The organism is Pseudacidovorax sp. RU35E (assembly GCF_900156165.1).
Taxonomy (GTDB): Bacteria; Pseudomonadota; Gammaproteobacteria; order Burkholderiales; family Burkholderiaceae_C; genus Xenophilus.
In genome coordinates, this window is the sequence record NZ_FTMY01000001.1 from 304,493 (window position 1) to 321,380 (window position 16,888).

Annotated in this window: 20 protein-coding genes; 9 read left to right on the forward strand and 11 right to left on the reverse strand. The window is 67.3% G+C overall.

Annotated elements, in window-relative coordinates:
• Positions 1-110 precede the first annotated feature (110 nt).
• Both BXA03_RS01220 and BXA03_RS01225 read left to right on the forward strand, forming a co-directional pair.
• Positions 111-401, forward strand: coding sequence for a hypothetical protein (locus BXA03_RS01220; protein WP_143476180.1), 291 nt, complete (start codon positions 111-113; stop codon positions 399-401).
• Between the two features lie 17 nt (positions 402-418).
• Positions 419-2,050, forward strand: coding sequence for a phospholipase D family protein (locus tag BXA03_RS01225; protein ID WP_159444690.1), 1,632 nt, complete (start codon positions 419-421; stop codon positions 2,048-2,050).
• Positions 2,051-2,065: 15 nt separating this feature from the next.
• On the opposite strand, the gene BXA03_RS01230 is transcribed toward BXA03_RS01225, so the two are convergent.
• The 9 genes from BXA03_RS01230 to BXA03_RS01270 all read right to left on the reverse strand — a co-directional run bounded on the left by BXA03_RS01230 (position 2,066) and on the right by BXA03_RS01270 (position 9,136).
• Positions 2,066-3,055, reverse strand: coding sequence for a hypothetical protein (locus BXA03_RS01230; protein WP_234983556.1), 990 nt, complete (start codon positions 3,053-3,055; stop codon positions 2,066-2,068).
• 7 nt (positions 3,056-3,062) lie between these two features.
• The gene (locus tag BXA03_RS01235; protein ID WP_076503358.1) at positions 3,063-3,707 is read right to left on the reverse strand and encodes a hypothetical protein; all 645 of its coding nucleotides are present in this window, start codon (positions 3,705-3,707) and stop codon (positions 3,063-3,065) included.
• Between the two features lie 47 nt (positions 3,708-3,754).
• Positions 3,755-4,033: a septum formation initiator family protein gene (locus BXA03_RS01240; protein ID WP_076503359.1), complete on the reverse strand. Its 279-nt coding sequence runs from the start codon at positions 4,031-4,033 to the stop codon at positions 3,755-3,757.
• A 65-nt stretch (positions 4,034-4,098) separates the two neighbouring features.
• The gene (gene eno, locus BXA03_RS01245; RefSeq protein WP_076503360.1) at positions 4,099-5,385 is read right to left on the reverse strand and encodes a phosphopyruvate hydratase; all 1,287 of its coding nucleotides are present in this window, start codon (positions 5,383-5,385) and stop codon (positions 4,099-4,101) included.
• 53 nt (positions 5,386-5,438) lie between these two features.
• Positions 5,439-5,729 (reverse strand): DUF1330 domain-containing protein, encoded by a 291-nt coding sequence (locus BXA03_RS01250; protein ID WP_076503361.1) that lies wholly within the window; start codon positions 5,727-5,729, stop codon positions 5,439-5,441.
• A gap of 14 nt (positions 5,730-5,743) precedes the next feature.
• Positions 5,744-6,172, reverse strand: coding sequence for a type VII toxin-antitoxin system HepT family RNase toxin (locus tag BXA03_RS01255; RefSeq protein ID WP_076503362.1), 429 nt, complete (start codon positions 6,170-6,172; stop codon positions 5,744-5,746).
• Positions 6,169-6,588: a type VII toxin-antitoxin system MntA family adenylyltransferase antitoxin gene (locus BXA03_RS01260; protein ID WP_076503363.1), complete on the reverse strand. Its 420-nt coding sequence runs from the start codon at positions 6,586-6,588 to the stop codon at positions 6,169-6,171. Before BXA03_RS01260 ends, BXA03_RS01255 begins: the two co-directional genes overlap by 4 nt.
• Positions 6,585-7,442: a 3-deoxy-8-phosphooctulonate synthase gene (gene kdsA / locus BXA03_RS01265; RefSeq protein ID WP_076503364.1), complete on the reverse strand. Its 858-nt coding sequence runs from the start codon at positions 7,440-7,442 to the stop codon at positions 6,585-6,587. Before kdsA ends, BXA03_RS01260 begins: the two co-directional genes overlap by 4 nt.
• Before the next feature lie 23 nt (positions 7,443-7,465).
• A complete protein-coding gene (locus tag BXA03_RS01270) occupies positions 7,466-9,136 on the reverse strand; it encodes a CTP synthase (RefSeq protein ID WP_076503365.1) in 1,671 nt (556 codons plus the stop codon).
• Between the two features lie 133 nt (positions 9,137-9,269).
• Between BXA03_RS01270 and coaBC the strand changes: the two genes are divergently transcribed.
• The 4 genes from coaBC to BXA03_RS01290 all read left to right on the forward strand — a co-directional run bounded on the left by coaBC (position 9,270) and on the right by BXA03_RS01290 (position 12,096).
• Positions 9,270-10,496 (forward strand): bifunctional phosphopantothenoylcysteine decarboxylase/phosphopantothenate--cysteine ligase CoaBC, encoded by a 1,227-nt coding sequence (gene coaBC, locus BXA03_RS01275; protein WP_076503366.1) that lies wholly within the window; start codon positions 9,270-9,272, stop codon positions 10,494-10,496.
• Between the two features lie 19 nt (positions 10,497-10,515).
• Complete coding sequence (locus tag BXA03_RS01280; protein ID WP_076503367.1) at positions 10,516-10,968, forward strand: hypothetical protein; 453 nt, start codon at positions 10,516-10,518, stop codon at positions 10,966-10,968.
• A complete protein-coding gene (gene dut, locus BXA03_RS01285; RefSeq protein WP_076503368.1) occupies positions 10,965-11,414 on the forward strand; it encodes a dUTP diphosphatase in 450 nt (149 codons plus the stop codon). Before BXA03_RS01280 ends, dut begins: the two co-directional genes overlap by 4 nt.
• Before the next feature lie 166 nt (positions 11,415-11,580).
• The gene (locus BXA03_RS01290) at positions 11,581-12,096 is read left to right on the forward strand and encodes a glycine zipper 2TM domain-containing protein (RefSeq protein WP_143476200.1); all 516 of its coding nucleotides are present in this window, start codon (positions 11,581-11,583) and stop codon (positions 12,094-12,096) included.
• An 87-nt stretch (positions 12,097-12,183) separates the two neighbouring features.
• On the opposite strand, the gene BXA03_RS01295 is transcribed toward BXA03_RS01290, so the two are convergent.
• Positions 12,184-12,708 (reverse strand): FKBP-type peptidyl-prolyl cis-trans isomerase, encoded by a 525-nt coding sequence (locus BXA03_RS01295; protein WP_076503370.1) that lies wholly within the window; start codon positions 12,706-12,708, stop codon positions 12,184-12,186.
• Positions 12,709-12,725: 17 nt separating this feature from the next.
• Here BXA03_RS01295 and BXA03_RS01300 point away from each other — a divergent pair, with 17 nt between their 5' ends.
• From BXA03_RS01300 to BXA03_RS01310, 3 genes are all read left to right on the forward strand, one after another.
• Positions 12,726-13,853, forward strand: coding sequence for a cupin domain-containing protein (locus BXA03_RS01300; protein ID WP_076503371.1), 1,128 nt, complete (start codon positions 12,726-12,728; stop codon positions 13,851-13,853).
• Positions 13,843-14,337, forward strand: coding sequence for a hypothetical protein (locus BXA03_RS01305; protein ID WP_076503372.1), 495 nt, complete (start codon positions 13,843-13,845; stop codon positions 14,335-14,337). The genes BXA03_RS01300 and BXA03_RS01305 overlap by 11 nt, the downstream gene beginning before the upstream one ends.
• Before the next feature lie 264 nt (positions 14,338-14,601).
• Entirely contained in the window at positions 14,602-16,035 is a 1,434-nt protein-coding gene (locus BXA03_RS01310) for a putative bifunctional diguanylate cyclase/phosphodiesterase (RefSeq protein WP_159444691.1), read from the forward strand.
• A gap of 73 nt (positions 16,036-16,108) precedes the next feature.
• Here BXA03_RS01310 and BXA03_RS01315 read toward each other — a convergent pair whose 3' ends face one another.
• Positions 16,109-16,888, reverse strand: coding sequence for an MBL fold metallo-hydrolase (locus BXA03_RS01315; protein ID WP_234983557.1), 780 nt, complete (start codon positions 16,886-16,888; stop codon positions 16,109-16,111).

Sequence of the window (16,888 nt, forward strand, 5' to 3'; positions counted from 1 at the left end):
GCCTTCGATGGCCGGCGTCAATCAACTTTGTCGAGGACGAAATGAACACCAAGAACCTCTTTGCGGCAACTGCAGCCCTGGCCGTCGCGCTTCTGGCCACCACCCCTGCCATGGCCGACGATCCGACCAAGGAACCGCCGACGCCTGCAGCGAAGAAGACGACCAAGGCTGAGCGCGCTGCCGCTCGCCAGAAGCGCAAGACCGAGATGACCGCTGCTGAGAAGAGCGGCACGGCACCCACCGGTGGCGAGGCCACCCCTCCGGAGAAGATGACCAAGGCCGTCGGCGGCACCAAGGAGTCGCGCAAGGCCGAACGTGCCAAGAAGCGCCAGGAAATGGCTGCCGCCAACAAGGCCGGCGCCATCCAGGCTCCCACGGAAGCTGGCGAACCGAAGAAGTGATCGGCCGGCGCTGAGTGTTGCAAACGCGTGCCGCCCCCGCGGTACGCGGTGGCTTCGCCGCCGCGATGCACGGCCCGGGGTTCCAGTGGCTGGTCCGATGCCTGTGGCTCGGGCTGGCGCTGGGGCTGACGGCCTGTGCGAGCCTGCCGCCTCCTGCCGCCGCGACGTCGTCCATCGCGGCGAAGGACATTACCGCGACGCCCCTTGCGCGCGTTGCGACGGACAGCCTGCCTGCCGAGGCACGGGCTCGCGGGCAGTCCGGCTTTCTGCTCATGCCCGAGGGGCCCACTGCCCTCAACGCGCGCATCGCACTCATCCGGGCGGCGCGCAAGACGCTCGATGCCCAGTACTACATCCTGCAGGATGACGCGACTGGCCTGCTTTTTCTGAGCGAACTGCTCGACGCCTCGCGGCGAGGCGTGCGCGTGCGACTGCTGGTCGACGACCTCTATACCCCGGGCAAAGACGCACTGTTCGCCGCGCTGGCCTCCCAACCGAATTTCGAGTTGCGCCTGTTCAATCCTCTGGCGGTGCGCAGCGGACCGCTGGCCTGGCGGCTCGCCCTGTCGTTGGGCGATCTGAGGCGTGTCAATCGCCGCATGCACAACAAGCTGCTGGTGGCGGACAACAGCTTCGCCATCACGGGCGGCCGCAATATCGCCGACGAGTACTTCATGCGCAGCGACCAGGCCAACTTCGTGGACATGGACCTGCTGGCTGCCGGCCCTGTGGTGCCGTCGCTCTCGGACAGCTTCGACGATTTCTGGAACAGCCGTCAGGTGCGCTCCATCGGCAGCCTGGTGGACCTGCCGCCGAACGATGAGCGGACCCGCCGCCTGCTGGCCGAACGCTGTGAAGAGCGCCGCGACCTGCTGCCTGAGGCCGCCACCGACGTGCTCGGCCATCCGCCGGTGAGCGAGCAACTGGCGAATGGCCGATTGCAACTGACCGTGGGTGACGGGCGCGCAGTGTCGGACGTGCCGGAGAAGATCACCTACGACGACCCCGAGGCGAGCTTCGCCGACAGCGTGAGTCAGCGCACCATCGCCATGCTCTACGGCGCGCGGCGCGAGGTGCTCATGGTGTCGCCCTATTTCGTGCCGGGCGAGGCAGGGCTGGCGCTGCTGCAGCAGCAGGCGGCGCGCGGCGTGCAGGTGCTGGTGTTCACCAATTCGCTCGACGCCACGGACGAGACGCTCGTGTACTCGGGCTATGCCCGCTACCGGTTGGCCATGCTCAAGGCTGGCGTGAAAGTCTTCGAACTGGGCTCGCGTCTGGTCCCGAAGGAGCGTCGATTGGGCGAGTTCAAGAGTTCGACCGCGCGCCTGCATGCCAAGGTCATGCTGGTGGACCGCGAACGCGTGTTCATCGGCTCGATGAACCTGGACGGCCGCTCGGCGCGCCTCAACACCGAGGTCGGCGTCATCATCGAAAGTCCAGCGCTCCTGGCGCAATTCACCGCACTGATGCCGGTGCGCGAACTGGGGGCCTACGAGCTGCGCCTGCGCAAGGACGACGACGGCTTGCAGTGGATCGAACACCATCCTGACGGCACGCAATCCGTGCTCGATGAGGAGCCGGGCGTCAACGTCATCGACCGCGTACGCGACTGGCTGCTGCTGAAACTGCTGCCCGAAGACCTGTTGTGAATCGGTGCTGGGCCTTCAGCGTTCGAAGGCGCGATAGCGGATGTCGGGCGCGCTGGTGTTGTGCCGCGAAGGTTCGCTGCGGCCGAAGCGCACATCGCTCACGCCGACCGCGCGCTGGAAGTCCGGCAGCGCCTGCACCTCTGGCGTGGCCTTGGTTGCACCGCCCAGCCAGCGGACCTCGCTCATGTCGGCGTTGTCCGTCGCGACGTACATCGATCGCAGCACCGAGAAGGGCTGCAGACCGCGCACGGGTCGGGAAAAGCGTACCTCCAGCGCCGTTCTCTCCCGGCTGACCTCGGCGAGGCGGATGCGCGCGGCGCCGCCGCCAGCGAAGCTCAGTTCAAAACGGACGTCGGGCTGCGTGTGGATGCGGATATCGCGGATGTTGACCACGGGTCGGCCTTCCTGCCGTACAGGGCCCAGCAGCATCGACGACCCATACACGCCGTCATTGAAGCGGGCCAATGGCAGCGGCTTGATGCGCCAATAGCCGTCGGCGGGGTACATCACCAGCGCCTCCTTCATTTGGCCGTCGATTCGCCGGAAGACCTGGATCATGTGGAAGCCGCGGTCGCGTCGGCCGTCGACCTCGACCGGCACCTGTTGGGGCCGCCAGAACACGGGCAGCGTCATGCCCACGATGCGCCAATCGGCATCCTCGTGCAGCGTGACCGTGCGCGGCTCGAAGCGGTGCTTGGGATCCGTCGGATGATCGCCTCCATCGAAGTTGCAGCCCGAGAAGTCGGGGGCGGTCGTGTCCTGTGCGATGCGCTCGATGTAGGCGGGTTGCAGGGCTTCCACGACGAAGCGCCTGACCCCACCGCGCAACAGCAACGACACGTTGTCTTCCTCGGCGCAGCGGGTGACTTTGGTCTGGTTCTCGACGGTCACCGTGGCCGGCGCGGCATGGGCCGCGGCTGTCGCCCCGAGCCAGAGCAGGCAGGACGCGGCACAGGCTGCAAGCGCGCGATGAAGGCGCGAGGAAACGGATGTCGAAAGGTGCATGGGTTTGTCAGCCGGTGGCGGGCGTCTGCCGCGCAGCGAGCAGGTCGGTGAACAGGCGATGCTCGCAGTCAGGGTCGGAGCAACGCTCGCAGTTCCATGCCGCAACGCCGAGCCGGCGCGGTGGCGTCGAGGTCTCGTCCGGTGCATCCAGTCCCGACCGCAGCGCCGACCATGCCCGCGCCAAGCGCTGCACGTCGTCATGCCCGTGGATGATGGTGCAGGACAGGCCCGCGGTGATGAAGGCTGCGCGCAGTTGGTAATCGACGGCCCGTGACGCGCGGCTGTCAGCGTTCGAGGGCGCCAGAAGCAGGGTGAAGGCATGGCCGCGCTCGGCGCTGACCAGGGCTGCAGGCCAGTCGTCGGCGGGTACGGCCCCTTCGGCCAGCAGCCCCACAGGGCTCTGGGATGCCACCACGAGCGCTCGCTGCCGCGCGATGTCGATCCGAAGCCGCCAGTGATGGGCCAGCGCCGTCAGGTCTGCACGAGCGGGATGCGATGCGAGCGTGGAGGCCGCCGCTCCAGCAGCCAGCGACATCGCCGGCACGCCGCACTGGTTGATCCGCCGGGCCAACACGTCGGCCAGGGCTTGCCGCTGTGCGGCCGACGCGCCCCAGATGGCAATCACGCTGCCGAGGCCGAGGCGCGGTGTCATGGAGGCCGGCTGGCGCGTGAACGCAGAGCGGGGAAGGGCGCCGGCGCCTAACGAGCGATCTGCACCAGGATCTCGTTGGGCTTGACCATGCCCAGCTCCTGCCGCGCCCGCTCCTCGGCCATCTCGATGCCTTCCTTGAGGTCATTCACCTCGGACTCGAGCCGTTCGTTGGTGTGCTGGGCGCGAAGGTTGGCGGCTTTCTGGTCTTCCAGGTTCTTTCGCAGCTTGGCGACGTCCGGAAGGCTGCCGCGGCCTGTCCACAGCTGGAGCTGCAACAGGCCAAGCACACACAGAAGGACCGCCGGGACGACGAGACGCGCGCGCATCGTTCCTCAGCCGCCCCGTGCAGATGCCGTCGCCGGCGAGGCGCCAGCACTGGAAGACCGGCGCATCAACGCAGGTTGTAGAAGGCCGCGCGGCCGGGATAGCTGGCCACATCGCCGAGGTCTTCCTCGATGCGCAGCAGCTGGTTGTACTTGGCCATGCGGTCCGAGCGCGACAGCGAGCCGGTCTTGATCTGGCCGGCGTTGGTGCCCACTGCGATATCGGCGATCGTGCTGTCCTCGGTCTCGCCCGAACGGTGCGAGATCACGGCCGTGTAGCCGGCGCGCTTGGCCATCTCGATGGCGGCGAAGGTCTCGGTCAGCGTGCCGATCTGGTTGATCTTGATCAGGATCGAATTGGCGATGTTCTGGTCGATGCCTTGCTTCAGGATCTTGGTGTTGGTCACGAACAGGTCGTCGCCCACCAGCTGCACCTTCTTGCCCAGGCGCTCGGTCAGCAGCTTCCAGCCGGCCCAGTCGCCCTCGTGCATGCCGTCCTCGATCGAGATGATCGGGTACTTGTCGCACCAGGTGGCCAGCATGTCGGCCCAGCTCGCGGCCTCCAGTTGCAGGCCGCCTTCGCCTTCGAGCACGTACTTGCCGTCCTTGTAGAACTCGCTGGCGGCGCAGTCCAGGCCCAGCGCGATCTGCTCGCCGGCGGTGTAGCCGGCCTTGTCGATGGCTTCCAGGATCAGCTGGATCGCCGCTTCATGGTTCTCGACGCTGGGGGCGAAGCCGCCTTCGTCACCCACGGCCGTGGGCATGCCGCGGCTGTCGATGATCTTCTTGAGGGCATGGAACACCTCGGCACCGTAGCGCAGCGCTTCGCGGAAGCTGGGCGCGCCCACCGGGATGATCATGAACTCCTGCAGGTCCAGGCTGTTGTTGGCATGCGCGCCGCCGTTGATGACATTCATCATCGGCACCGGCAGGCTCATGCCGCCCATGCCACCGAAGTAGCGGTACAGGGGCAGGCCGGACTCTTCGGCGGCGGCGCGGGCCACGGCCATCGACACGGCCAGCATGGCGTTGGCGCCCAGGCGGCTCTTGTTCTCGGTGCCGTCGAGGTCGATCAGGGTCTTGTCCAGGAAGGCCTGCTCCGACGCGTCCAGGCCCAGCACGGCTTCGCTGATCTCGGTGTTGACGTGCTCCACGGCCTTGAGCACGCCCTTGCCCAGGTAGCGGCCCTTGTCGCCGTCGCGCAGCTCGATGGCTTCGCGGCTGCCAGTGCTGGCGCCCGAGGGCACGGCCGCACGGCCCATGGTGCCGCTTTCCAGCAGCACGTCGCATTCCACGGTGGGATTGCCGCGGCTGTCGAGGATCTCGCGGCCGACGATGTCAACGATGGCACTCATTCAGGGTTCTCCGGTTTTTTAAAATCGGTTCAGGAAGACGGGGTGCGAAGGCTTCAGACGCCTTCGACGGCGATCATGTTCATGATCGCGGCGCCGGCACGCGCTTCGCGTGCCTTCTTGTATTCGGGCGTCTCGTAGAAGGCCTTGGCTTTCTCGAAAGTCGCGAACTTGAGCAGCACCACGCGCTTGGGCTGCCAGGTGCCTTCGAGCGGCTCGACCTGCCCGCCACGCACGCAGACCTCGGCACCATGCGCCTGCATGGCGGCGGAGGACCACTTCTTGTATTCCTCGTACTGCGTCGGGTTGGTGACTTCGACGTGGGCGATGACGTAGCCGCTGGGCATGTTGCAGGGGTCTTTCAGTTCGAATCGGGGAATTGGCGTGACAGCAGCAGGCCGGCGAAGCGCAGCAGCCCGTCCAGCTCGTGCCGGATGACAGCGACCACGATGGCCACATCCAGGCTCTGGTACTCGTGGACCGCGATGTTACGAAAGCCGACCATGCGACCGAGCACGGCCGCCAGGTCGGCGTCGATAACGCCCTCTTGCTGCAGTGTTGCAAACACCTCGCGCGCACTGCCCGGCAACGCCCAGCCCTGGGCCGCGATCACCATGTTGCCCATGTCGATCGCCAGTTCGCAGGCACGTTGCACGTTGAGGATGGCAGCGTCCTGACGAGAGAAGTCGGTCATGAAGTCTGCCGCTGCAGCCAGCTCTTCGCGGGCGCGGCGCACACAGCGCTCGAGACGGGCGCTCTTCTGCGCCAGTGCGTCGGCCAGAGCTGTCATGGACGCACTTCTCCGGCGCGAACGAGTCGATGGGCCAGTTGTTTCACCATCGGCTGCCTCCATGCCTGCATGTGCTGGTACTCGCTGAGCACGAATGCGCAATAGCCCGTCAGCGCCACCGGGTCCAGGCTGAAGAGGAGGCGGCCGGTCGCCAGAACCTGGTGCTGCATCACGGTGGACAGGCGTCGGAAGTCCAGCAGATCCACGTCTGCGCCAAACTGCGCTGCGATTTGTTCAGCGGCTTCCCACCGCATCTCGGGGGACAAGGGGGCCGCCAGATCCACTGCGATGTCCAGATCGCTGTCGGGGCCGAAGCGCCCAGAAGCTGCGCTGCCGAAAAGCCAGGCAGCCCGCGCATGCGGCAGCGCAGCGCGCAGCGCGTCGACGATCCGGTCCTGGCTGGGCGGCAGGCTCATGCGCAGAAGCTGTCTTCCAGGAAGCCGTTTTTCTTGGTGATGCGGTCGAGTTCGACCAGCGTCTCGAGCAGCGCCTTCATGTGCTTGAGCGGCACGGCGTTGGGGCCGTCGGACAGCGCGTTCCTGGGGTCGGGGTGCGTCTCCATGAAGAGGCCTGCCACGCCCACGGCCACCGCCGCGCGCGAGAGCACGGGCACGAACTCGCGCTGGCCGCCCGAGCTGGTGCCCTGGCCGCCCGGCAGCTGCACCGAATGCGTGGCGTCGAACACCACCGGTGCGCCGGTCTCGCGCATGATCGCCAGGCCGCGCATGTCGCTGACCAGGTTGTTGTAGCCGAAGCTCGCGCCGCGCTCGCAGGCGAGGAAGTTGTCTTCAGGCAGGCCCTTCTCGCGGGCGGCCGCGCGCGCCTTGTCGATCACGTTCTTCATGTCGTGCGGCGCGAGGAACTGGCCCTTCTTGATGTTCACCGGCTTGCCCGACTGGGCGGCGGCGCGGATGAAATCGGTCTGGCGGCACAGGAAGGCGGGCGTCTGCAGCACATCGACCACCTGGGCGGCCTCGGCGATGTCCTCTTCGGAATGCACGTCGGTCAGCACCGGCACGCCCAGTTCCTGCTTGAGCTTGGCCAGGATGGCCAGGCCCTTCTCGCGACCTGGGCCGCGAAAGCTGGTGCCCGAGGAGCGGTTGGCCTTGTCGAAGCTGCTCTTGAAGATGAAGGGAATGCCCAGCGCGCTGGTGATTTCCTTCAGCTGGCCGGCCGTGTCCATCTGCAGTTGCTCGGACTCGACTACGCAGGGCCCTGCGATCAGGAAGAAGGGCTGCTGGAGCCCGACGTCGAAGCCACACAGTTTCATGCTTGCTCCTTGGCGCCGGCCGCTCAGGCCACGACCTTCAGCGCGCTCTTGTCCGAGCCCTGGTGCGACAGCGCCGCACGCACGAAGGCATTGAACAGCGGATGGCCATCCCACGGCGTGGACTTGAACTCGGGGTGGAACTGCACGCCCATGTACCAGGGGTGCACGTCCTGCGGCAGCTCGACGATCTCGGTCAGTTGCTCGCGCTGCGTCAGCGCCGAGATCACCAGGCCGGACTGGCGCAGCTGGTCGAGGTAATTGACGTTGGCCTCGTAGCGGTGGCGGTGGCGCTCGGTCACCACGTCGCCATAGATGCTGTGGGCCAGCGTGCCGGGCATGACGTCGGAGCTCTGCGCGCCCAGGCGCATGGTGCCGCCCAGGTCGGACTTGGCTGTGCGCGTCTTGATGGTGCCGTCGGCGTCCTTCCATTCGGTGATCAGCGCGATCACCGGGACGCTGGCATTGGGGTCGAACTCGGTGCTGTTGGCGCCCTTGAGGCCCGCCACATTGCGCGCGTATTCGATGGTGGCGACCTGCATGCCCAGGCAGATGCCCAGGTAGGGAACCTTGTTCTCTCGGGCGAAGCGGGCCGCGCAGATCTTGCCTTCCACGCCGCGCTGGCCGAAGCCGCCCGGCACCAGGATGGCGTCGTACTTGTCCAGGCGCGCCACGTTGTCGGGCTGGATGGTCTCGGAATCGAGGTACTCGATCTTCACGCGGGCATGGTTCTTCATGCCCGCATGGCGCAGCGCTTCGTTGAGCGACTTGTAGCTGTCCGACAGGTCGACGTACTTGCCGACCATGGCGATGGTCACTTCCTTCTGCGGATGCTCGACCTCGTAGACCAGGTCGTCCCAGCGCTGCAGCTTGGCCGGCGGCGTGTTCAGGCGCAGCTTGTCGCAGATCAGACCGTCCAGTCCCTGCTCGTGCAGCATGCGCGGCACCTTGTAGATGGTGTCCACGTCCCACATGCTGATCACGCCCCACTCGGGCACGTTGGAGAACAGCGAGATCTTGGCGCGCTCCTCGTCGGGAATCGGCCGGTCGGCGCGGCACAGCAGGGCGTCGGCCTGGATGCCGATCTCGCGCAGCTTCTGCGCCGTGTGCTGGGTGGGCTTGGTCTTGAGCTCGCCGGCCGCCGCGATCCAGGGCAGGTAGCTCAGGTGGACGAAGGCGCTGTTGTTGGGGCCGGCCTTCAGGCTCATCTGGCGTACGGCCTCGAGGAAGGGCAGGGATTCGATGTCGCCCACCGTGCCGCCGATCTCGACGATGGCGATCTGCACCTCGTGCGGCGTACCGATGCCGGCACCGCGCTTGATGTATTCCTGGATCTCGTTGGTGACGTGCGGGATCACCTGCACCGTCTTGCCCAGGTAGTCGCCGCGGCGCTCCTTCTCCAGCACCGACTTGTAGATCTGGCCGGTGGTGAAGTTGTTGGACTTGCGCATGCGCGTCGTGATGAAGCGCTCGTAATGGCCCAGGTCCAGGTCGGTCTCGGCGCCGTCGTCGGTCACGAAGACTTCGCCATGCTGGAAGGGGGACATCGTGCCCGGATCCACGTTGATGTAGGGATCGAGCTTGATGAGGGTGACCGTGAGGCCGCGGGATTCGAGGAGTGCGGCGAGGGAGGCGGAGGCGATCCCCTTGCCGAGGGACGACACCACACCGCCGGTGACGAAGACGAATTTGGTCATTGCCGGGCGCGGGCACCATGGCCCGCGGATGGGAAATTGCGATTGTACCGGCCGGGCGATGTCCTCTTTTCAGTTCGGCCACTCCGCGTGACGCACGCCTCGGCCTGCCCGGCGCTCCCTCTACACTGCCGCCATGCATCAAGACCTGGCGGGCAAGCACATCCTCCTGGGCCTCACCGGCGGTGTGGCCTGCTACAAGTCGGCCGAGCTGTGCCGGCTGTTCGTCAAGGCCGGCGCGACGGTGCAGGTGGTGATGACCGAAGCCGCCACGCAGTTCATCACGCCGGTGACCATGCAGGCGCTCTCCGGCCAGCCCGTGTACCTGTCGCAATGGGACGCGCGCCAGGCCAACAACATGCCCCACATCAACCTGGGCCGCGAGGCGGATGCCATCGTGCTGGCGCCGGCCAGCGCCGACTTCATCGCGCGGCTGGTGCAGGGGCGCTCCGACGAGCTGCTGAGCCTGCTGTGCCTGGCCCGTCCGCTGCAGCGCGTGCCGCTGCTCGTGGCGCCCGCCATGAACCGTGAGATGTGGGCCCATCCGGCCACCCAGCGCAACCTGCGCCAGTTGGCCGACGATGGCGCCCAGGTGTTGGGTGTGGGGCAGGGCTGGCAGGCCTGCGGCGAGACCGGCGACGGCCGCATGCTGGAGCCGGCTGAACTGCTCGAGGAGGTCGTGGCCCACTTCCAGCCCAAGGTGCTGCAGGGCGAGCATGTGGTGGTCACCGCCGGTCCCACCTTCGAGGCCATGGACCCGATCCGCGGCATCACCAACCATTCCTCCGGCAAGATGGGCTTCGCCATCGCCCGTGCGGCGCGCGAGGCCGGCGCCCGCGTCACGCTGGTGGCCGGTCCGGTGCACCTGCCCACGCCGCGCGGCGTGCAGCGCGTGGACGTGGCTTCGGCCCAGCAGATGCTGCAGGCCGTGCAGGCGGCCGTGGCCGATGCCTCGGTGTTCGTGGCCACCGCGGCGGTGGCCGACTGGCGTCCGTCCGATCCGCAGATGCACAAGATCAAGAAGGATGGCAGCGGCCAGACCCCAGTTCTGCGCTTCGTTGAGAACCCCGACATCCTCCACACCGTCGCGCAGGGCGAACGGGCCCGCGGGCGGCAACTGTTCTGCGTGGGCTTCGCAGCCGAGAGCGAGAACCTGCTCGAACATGCCAAGGCCAAGCGGCAGCGCAAGGGCATCCCGCTGCTGGTGGGCAACATCGGGCCGCTCACATTCGGCCAGGACGACAACAGCCTGCTCCTGGTCGATGAGCATGGCGCGCGTGAGCTGCCCCGAGCGTCCAAGCTGGAACTCGCCCGCGAACTTGCTTCCGAGATTGCGGCGCGGCTCCGGCCGTGGCGCAATTGACGCTTTCGAACATCGGCAAATGAACGAGACCGACTGGAACACGCCCCGTAACGGCGACTTCGTGCGCTATGTCGAGCAACTGGCGGCCGAGTCGCTGCAGCGCGTGAATGCGCGCCCGCAAGGCCCTGGTGCCGCGCGCGGGGTGGAGCCGACGGGGCCCGCGTCTATACCTGTGGCTCGGGATGAGATGCCGACCCACCATGCGGCGCCCAGAGATGCGGCGGCCTATGTCGTCGCCGCCCTCATCGGGCTGCTCGTGTTGTGGGCCGTCGGCGTGCCGATCGCCGTGCTCGCTCTGCTGTCGGCACTGGCGGCCGGGCTGTTCAAGCGTTTCGCCTCGCGGAGCAGATGGACCCCCCATGCCCGCGATCGGCTGGCCGGCCTGCTGCGAAGCTTGCAGGACAACGCCCCAAGTTCCCCCGCCGGCGGCAGGTCCGCACGGCCCAACCCCCGAAGACAGTCCCCCCCATGAAGATCGACGTGCGCGTGCTCGACGCGCGAATGGCCCAGCAACTGCCCGCCTATGCCACCCCCGGAAGCGCCGGTCTCGACCTGCGCGCCTGCCTGGCCGAGCCTCTCACCCTGGCCCCCGGCGCCTGCGAACTTATCGGCACGGGGCTGGCCATCCACCTGGCCGACCCGGCCTACGCTGCCCTGATCCTGCCCCGCTCCGGCCTCGGCCACAAGCATGGCATCGTGCTGGGCAACCTGGTCGGCCTGATCGACAGCGACTACCAGGGCGAACTCAAGGTCAGCGCCTGGAACCGCAGCCAGACCGCGTTCGTGATCGAGCCGCTGGAGCGCCTGGCGCAGTTGGTCATCGTGCCTGTGGTGCAGGCCCGGTTCCGCGTTGTTGACAGCTTCGATGCGCATACGGAGCGCGGTGCCGGTGGTTACGGCTCGACCGGAAAGCTGTAAGCATCTCCCATAACTTGTTTCGGCTGTGAGCAAGGGTGCGTCGCAGAACCTTTGCACAGCCGGGGCCTCCAATACCCCAGGCGGGCGGTTTCGCGCGAAGCCGCATGGTGCGGCGGCGCAGTCGACCAGCCGAGGGCAGGCCCGCCTGTCGAGGACCCAGACCATGATTCACAACAAGATTCGCTCCCTGGCCGTGCCGGCCGTCGCCCTGGCTGCCGCCGCGTTGCTGGCGGGCTGCGTGACCCCGGTGCCGGTCTACCAAACCCGCTATCCCTACCAACCTGCGGCTGCGCCGGTGTATCAGCCGGCACCGGCTTACAACCAGGCGGTCTACGTCGAGACCGGGATCGTTGCCAACATCGAGGTGATGCGCAGCGAGACGCCGCCGGTCGCCCCCTCGGGCGGCGGCGCAGTGGTCGGCGGCCTGCTGGGCGGCGTGCTGGGCAACCAGGTCGGCCATGGCACCGGCAGGGCGGCTGCGACCATGCTGGGCGTGGTCGGCGGCGCGCTGGCAGGTAACGCCGTGGAATCACGCAACGGCGCCGGCCGCGTCTATGAAAGCTACCGCGTCTCCGTGCAGATGAGCAATGGTGGCTATCGCAGCTTCGACGTGCCGAGTCCCGGTGACTTGCGCATCGGCGACCGCGTCAGGATCGACGGCGGTCAGATCTCACGTTACTGACCTTCTAGCGAAAAAAGGCCGGCTCCGAGGAGCCGGCCTTTCTCTTACTGTTTCGGGAGAAGTCGCAGGGTTGCCGCGACCGCGCACTCAGTGCAGCGAGTCGCTCCCGGGTGCCATCGGCTCGAACCGGAAGAAGCCAGTGCCAGCCGTGCCGCGCCCAATTTCCTCTTCGGTCGCTTCGCGGACGGCGTTGACGGTCAGATCGAGCCGCAGCGCGATGCCGGCCAGAGGATGGTTGCCGTCGAGCACCAAGTGGTCTGGATAGATCTCGGCCACGGTATAGAGCACATTCTTCGGCATGTCCGGGTTGACGCCCGCGGGCAGGGCGGTGCCGTCGAAGGTCATGCCCTCATCGACCTCCTTCGGGAACAGCGCGCGCGGCTCCAGGAAGAGCAGGTGTTCGTCGAAGTCGCCGAACGCCTGCTCGGGCTCCAGGTGGAGTTGCACACGGGCGCCGGGTCCGTGACCTTGGAGGGCCGTCTCGATTGCATCGAAGAGGTCTTCGCCGCCCACCAGGAATTCGACGGGCTCGGTGAGCACGTCCAGGGTTTCGCCAAGGGTGTCCTTGAGGGTCCAGGTCAGGGCGACTACGCATTGGGGGGTGATTTCCATATGAGAATTCTCCCACCATGCCTCTCACACAACGATTGCCCCTGCTCGGAGGACTGAGCGCCGACACCTTCATGCGCCGCCACTGGCAGAAGAAACCCCTGCTGGTGCGCCAGGCTGTGCCGATGACTGCGCCTCCGGTGTCGCGCGCCCGCCTGTTCGATCTGGCCGGGGAGGAAGGCGTGGAATCCCGCCTCGTCACCCATGATGCCCGCCAGGGCTGGCGCCTGCGCCATGGCCCCTTCGTCCGGCGCAGCCTGCCGCCGCTGGGCCGTCCTGAATGGACGCTGCTTGTGCAGGGCGTGGACCTGCACGACGAAGCCGTGCATGCGCTGCTTCGCCCCTTCCGCTTCCTGCCCGAAGCCCGCCTCGACGACGTGATGATCAGCTACGCGAGCGATGGCGGCGGCGTCGGTCCGCATTTCGACAGCTACGACGTCTTCCTTCTGCAGGTCGCCGGCCGGCGCCGCTGGTCCTGGGGTCGCCAGAAAGATCTGGCGCTGCGCCCTGGGCTGCCGCTGAAGATCCTCGAGGATTTCGAGCCCGAGGAAACGCAGGTCCTCGAGCCCGGCGACATGCTCTATCTGCCGCCTCGCTACGCCCATGACGGGGTGGCGGTGGGAGGCGACTGCATGACCTGCTCCATCGGCCTGCGCGCGCCGGCCCAGACCGAGCTGGCCGCCGACCTGCTGGCCCGGTTGGGCGACATCGTCTCTGACAACGATATGCCCGGTCGACGCTATGCCGACCCAGGACAGCCGGCATCGGAGTCGCCGGCAGCCATTCCCGAGGCCCTCCAGGCCTTTGCCCGCGACGCCGTGCAGAAGGCACTCGCCCAATCCACGCGCATCGATTGCGCCCTGGGCGAGGCCCTGACCGAGCCCAAGTCCCACGTCTGGTTCGATCCCGGTGAATGGCCCGCGCATGTCGAAAGCGTCCAGCTCGACCGCCGCACCCGCATGCTCTACGACGCGCGCCATGTCTTCATCAACGGCGAGAGCCTGCTGGCCGGCGGCCGCGATGCCGTGCTGATGCGCCGGCTGGCCGACTGCCGCGAACTGGGTGCGCGCGAACTCGCCAAGGCCAGTGCCGAGGCGCTCGCCCTGCTGGGCGATTGGTGTGAAGCCGGGTGGGTGCATGCCCGATGACACCCCCCTGACCCCGGGGCCCTTCGATGGGCCCTCAGCTTTTGCCGAGCGATTGCGAGAGACGATACGCGTGGCGGGAGGGCGCGCCTGGCCCACGCTCTGGCTTTGCGATGCCGGGTTCACGGACTGGCCAATTGGCGAGGCCGGGGTCATCGATGCACTGCAGGCATGGGCAGGCAGCGCACGCCGGCTGCGTCTGGTCATGCAGGATGATCGATTGCTGCGGGCGCGGCATCCGCGCTTCGTCGCCTGGCGCCAGCGCTGGGATCACATCATCGACTGCCGCCTGTGCGCAGCAAGCGATGCCGCCGATCTGCCCAGCGCCCTGTGGACCCCCGGCTGGACCGTCGAGCGCCACGACCCGGCGCGCAGCCGCGGAAGCAGCAGCGATTCCCCGGCGGCAGTGGCTTCCCTGCGCCAGCGACTGGATGACGTCTTCGCGCGGGGCAGGCCGGGCTTCCCGGCGTCGATCCTGGGGCTTTGAGCACGGGTGGGGCCGCAGCGGTGCATTGCGGCGACGCTGGGCGCACGCAAGAAGTGCTGGTCCTCCAACCCGGATTGACAAAACAGTCAACATTAAGTGCGACACAAGTTGTAGATTGTTGTTAAATGTTTCTCTGGTGCAGCCGAGTCGACCAAAAGTACCGATCATCTCCGCGCCATCCCGCCGCTCCCCAGTCCTTCAACCCCTCCGATGAAAGTCGCCGCCTTCGATGAGGTTTCGCTCGGTCTGATTGGTGTGAGCCTCATGGCTGCACTGGTCGCCCTGCTCCTGATGATGCGCGAGCGCTGGAAATCCGCACGCATTTCGCATCAGCTGCAGGTGGTCTCAAGCGAAAAGCGCGCTCTGGAACGCGGAGACGCGCTGACGGGGCTGCTCAACCGCAAGGGCCTGGACATGGCGCTGGACGTCATGGCGTCCGCGGGTCCGCACGGTGTCGTGGTGGTCCTGCTGGACCATTACCGCCGCCTGCGGCAGGCGTTTGGGCAGGAATTCAGCGACTTCGTCATCAAGCTCGCGGCCCAGCGTCTGGGAAGCTGCTTGCCACCCGGCGCGACTGCGGCGCACCTGGAAGGCGGCGAATTCGCGCTGGCCATTCCTGGTGGCAAAAGCGACCTGCTTGAGGTGGCGGAACTGGCCTTCCAGCAACTCGCGCTGCCGGTGCAGTCGGCGAAGGGCCAGTTGATCCTGGCGGCCTCGATGGGCGTGGCCACGGCGGGCCTGCCCGAAGACCGTGGACGCCTGATCGAGTTCGCCTCCCTCGCGGCCGAACGGGCGGGGACGGGGCTCAACGGCGAGGGAAAGATCTGCGTCTACGACCCGGCATTCGCCGAAGAGGCGCGGGCGCAGGCCTTCTTCCTGAACGACCTCCGCGAGGCCATCGAGAACAAGCAGTTGCGCCTGCTGTTCCAGCCCAAGGTCGACGCCCAGTCGCTGCAGATCACTGCCGCCGAGGCGCTGTTGCGCTGGCAGCATCCCGTCCGCGGCAACGTCGCGCCGGGCGTGTTCGTGCCCATGGCCGAGGCGGCCGGTCTGATGGGCGTCCTCGGCCGCTGGGTGATCGAGGAGTCCTGCCGCGTGGCCGCCAATTGGCGGGCGATGGGCCTGCGCATGCGGGTGGCCGTCAATATTTCAGCGCTGCAGATGCAGGAGGAGGACCTCGTCGACCACATCGCGCAGTGCCTTGGCCGCTACGGCTTGCAGCCGAACCGCTTCACCTGCGAGATCACCGAATCCGTGGCCATGCAGCACACAGCGACGGCGACGGCCACCTTCGAGCGCATGCGCTCGCTTGGGCTGCACGTCTCCATCGACGATTTCGGCACGGGCTATTCCAGCCTCGCGGCGCTGCGCCGACTGCCGGCGTCGGAGCTGAAGGTGGACCGCGCCTTCATCGCCGACCTCGAACACAGCGAGGATGCGCGCTCGATCGCCGCCTCGATCGTCAGCCTCGGCAAGGCACTCAACCTCAAGGTGGTGGCCGAGGGCGTCGAGACGCAGGGCCAGTGCGAACTGTTGATGATGATGGGCTGTGACGAGCTTCAGGGATTCCTGTTTTCCAAGCCCATCTCGGCCGACGAGATGACGGGCATGATCAAAGGCACAAGCCAGGACGATGGGCCCGAGTCCTTGCCCTTCAGCGAATCGCTGTTCATGAACACCACGCTGTCCAACCTCTGAAGCAGTACCCGACGGCGGGAGTGGTGAGGCAGTTGCGCCGACGCAGGTGGGGCGACGGGGGTCGCGCCGGCGCTCAGGCGTCGAGCCAGGGCGAGCCTTCGGACGCGTCGGCGGCCAGCATTTCGTGCGCGGCAGCGCCCAGCGCTTGCGCCATCGCCTCGCGCACGATCTCCGGGCGGTTGTTCTGTTCCGACAGATGGGCGGCCACCACATGGCGCAGGCCGGCGTGGTTCACCGCACGGGCGATCTCCGCTGCGGCTGCATTGGACAGATGACCGTAGTTGCCCCCGACGCGTCGCTTCAGGAAGGGCGGATAGCGGGACTGCGACAGCAGCTCCACGTCGTGGTTGAACTCCAGCAGCAGGGCGTCCACGCCAGCCAGACGTGCCATCACGTGCGCGCTGGCATGTCCAAGGTCCGTGAGAACGGCCAGGGTGCGCGCGCCGTCGGTGCACCGGAGCTGTAGCGGCTCGCGGGCATCATGGGGCACGGTGAAGGGCTGGACCTGCAACTCACCCACCTCAATGGGCTCGCCGTCGCGCGCGAGGCGCAGGCGACCCGCATAGTCGGGTGCGGCCGTGGCAAGCCAGGTGCCTTCGCTCATCCAGACATCGATGCCGTTGCGCTGCGACAGGGCATGAGCACAGCCGATGTGGTCGCCGTGCTCATGGGTGACGAAGACGGCGTCGAGGTCAGATGCCTGCAGCCCCTCGCGCGCCAGCCGCCGATCGAGCTGGCGCAGGTTGAAGCCGCAGTCGATCAGCAGGCGAGAGGTGCGCAGCGCACCGCGGACCTCCACCAGCGTCCCATTGCCGGCGCTGCCGCTGCCGAGGCTGCGAAACCGCAGCGCCAC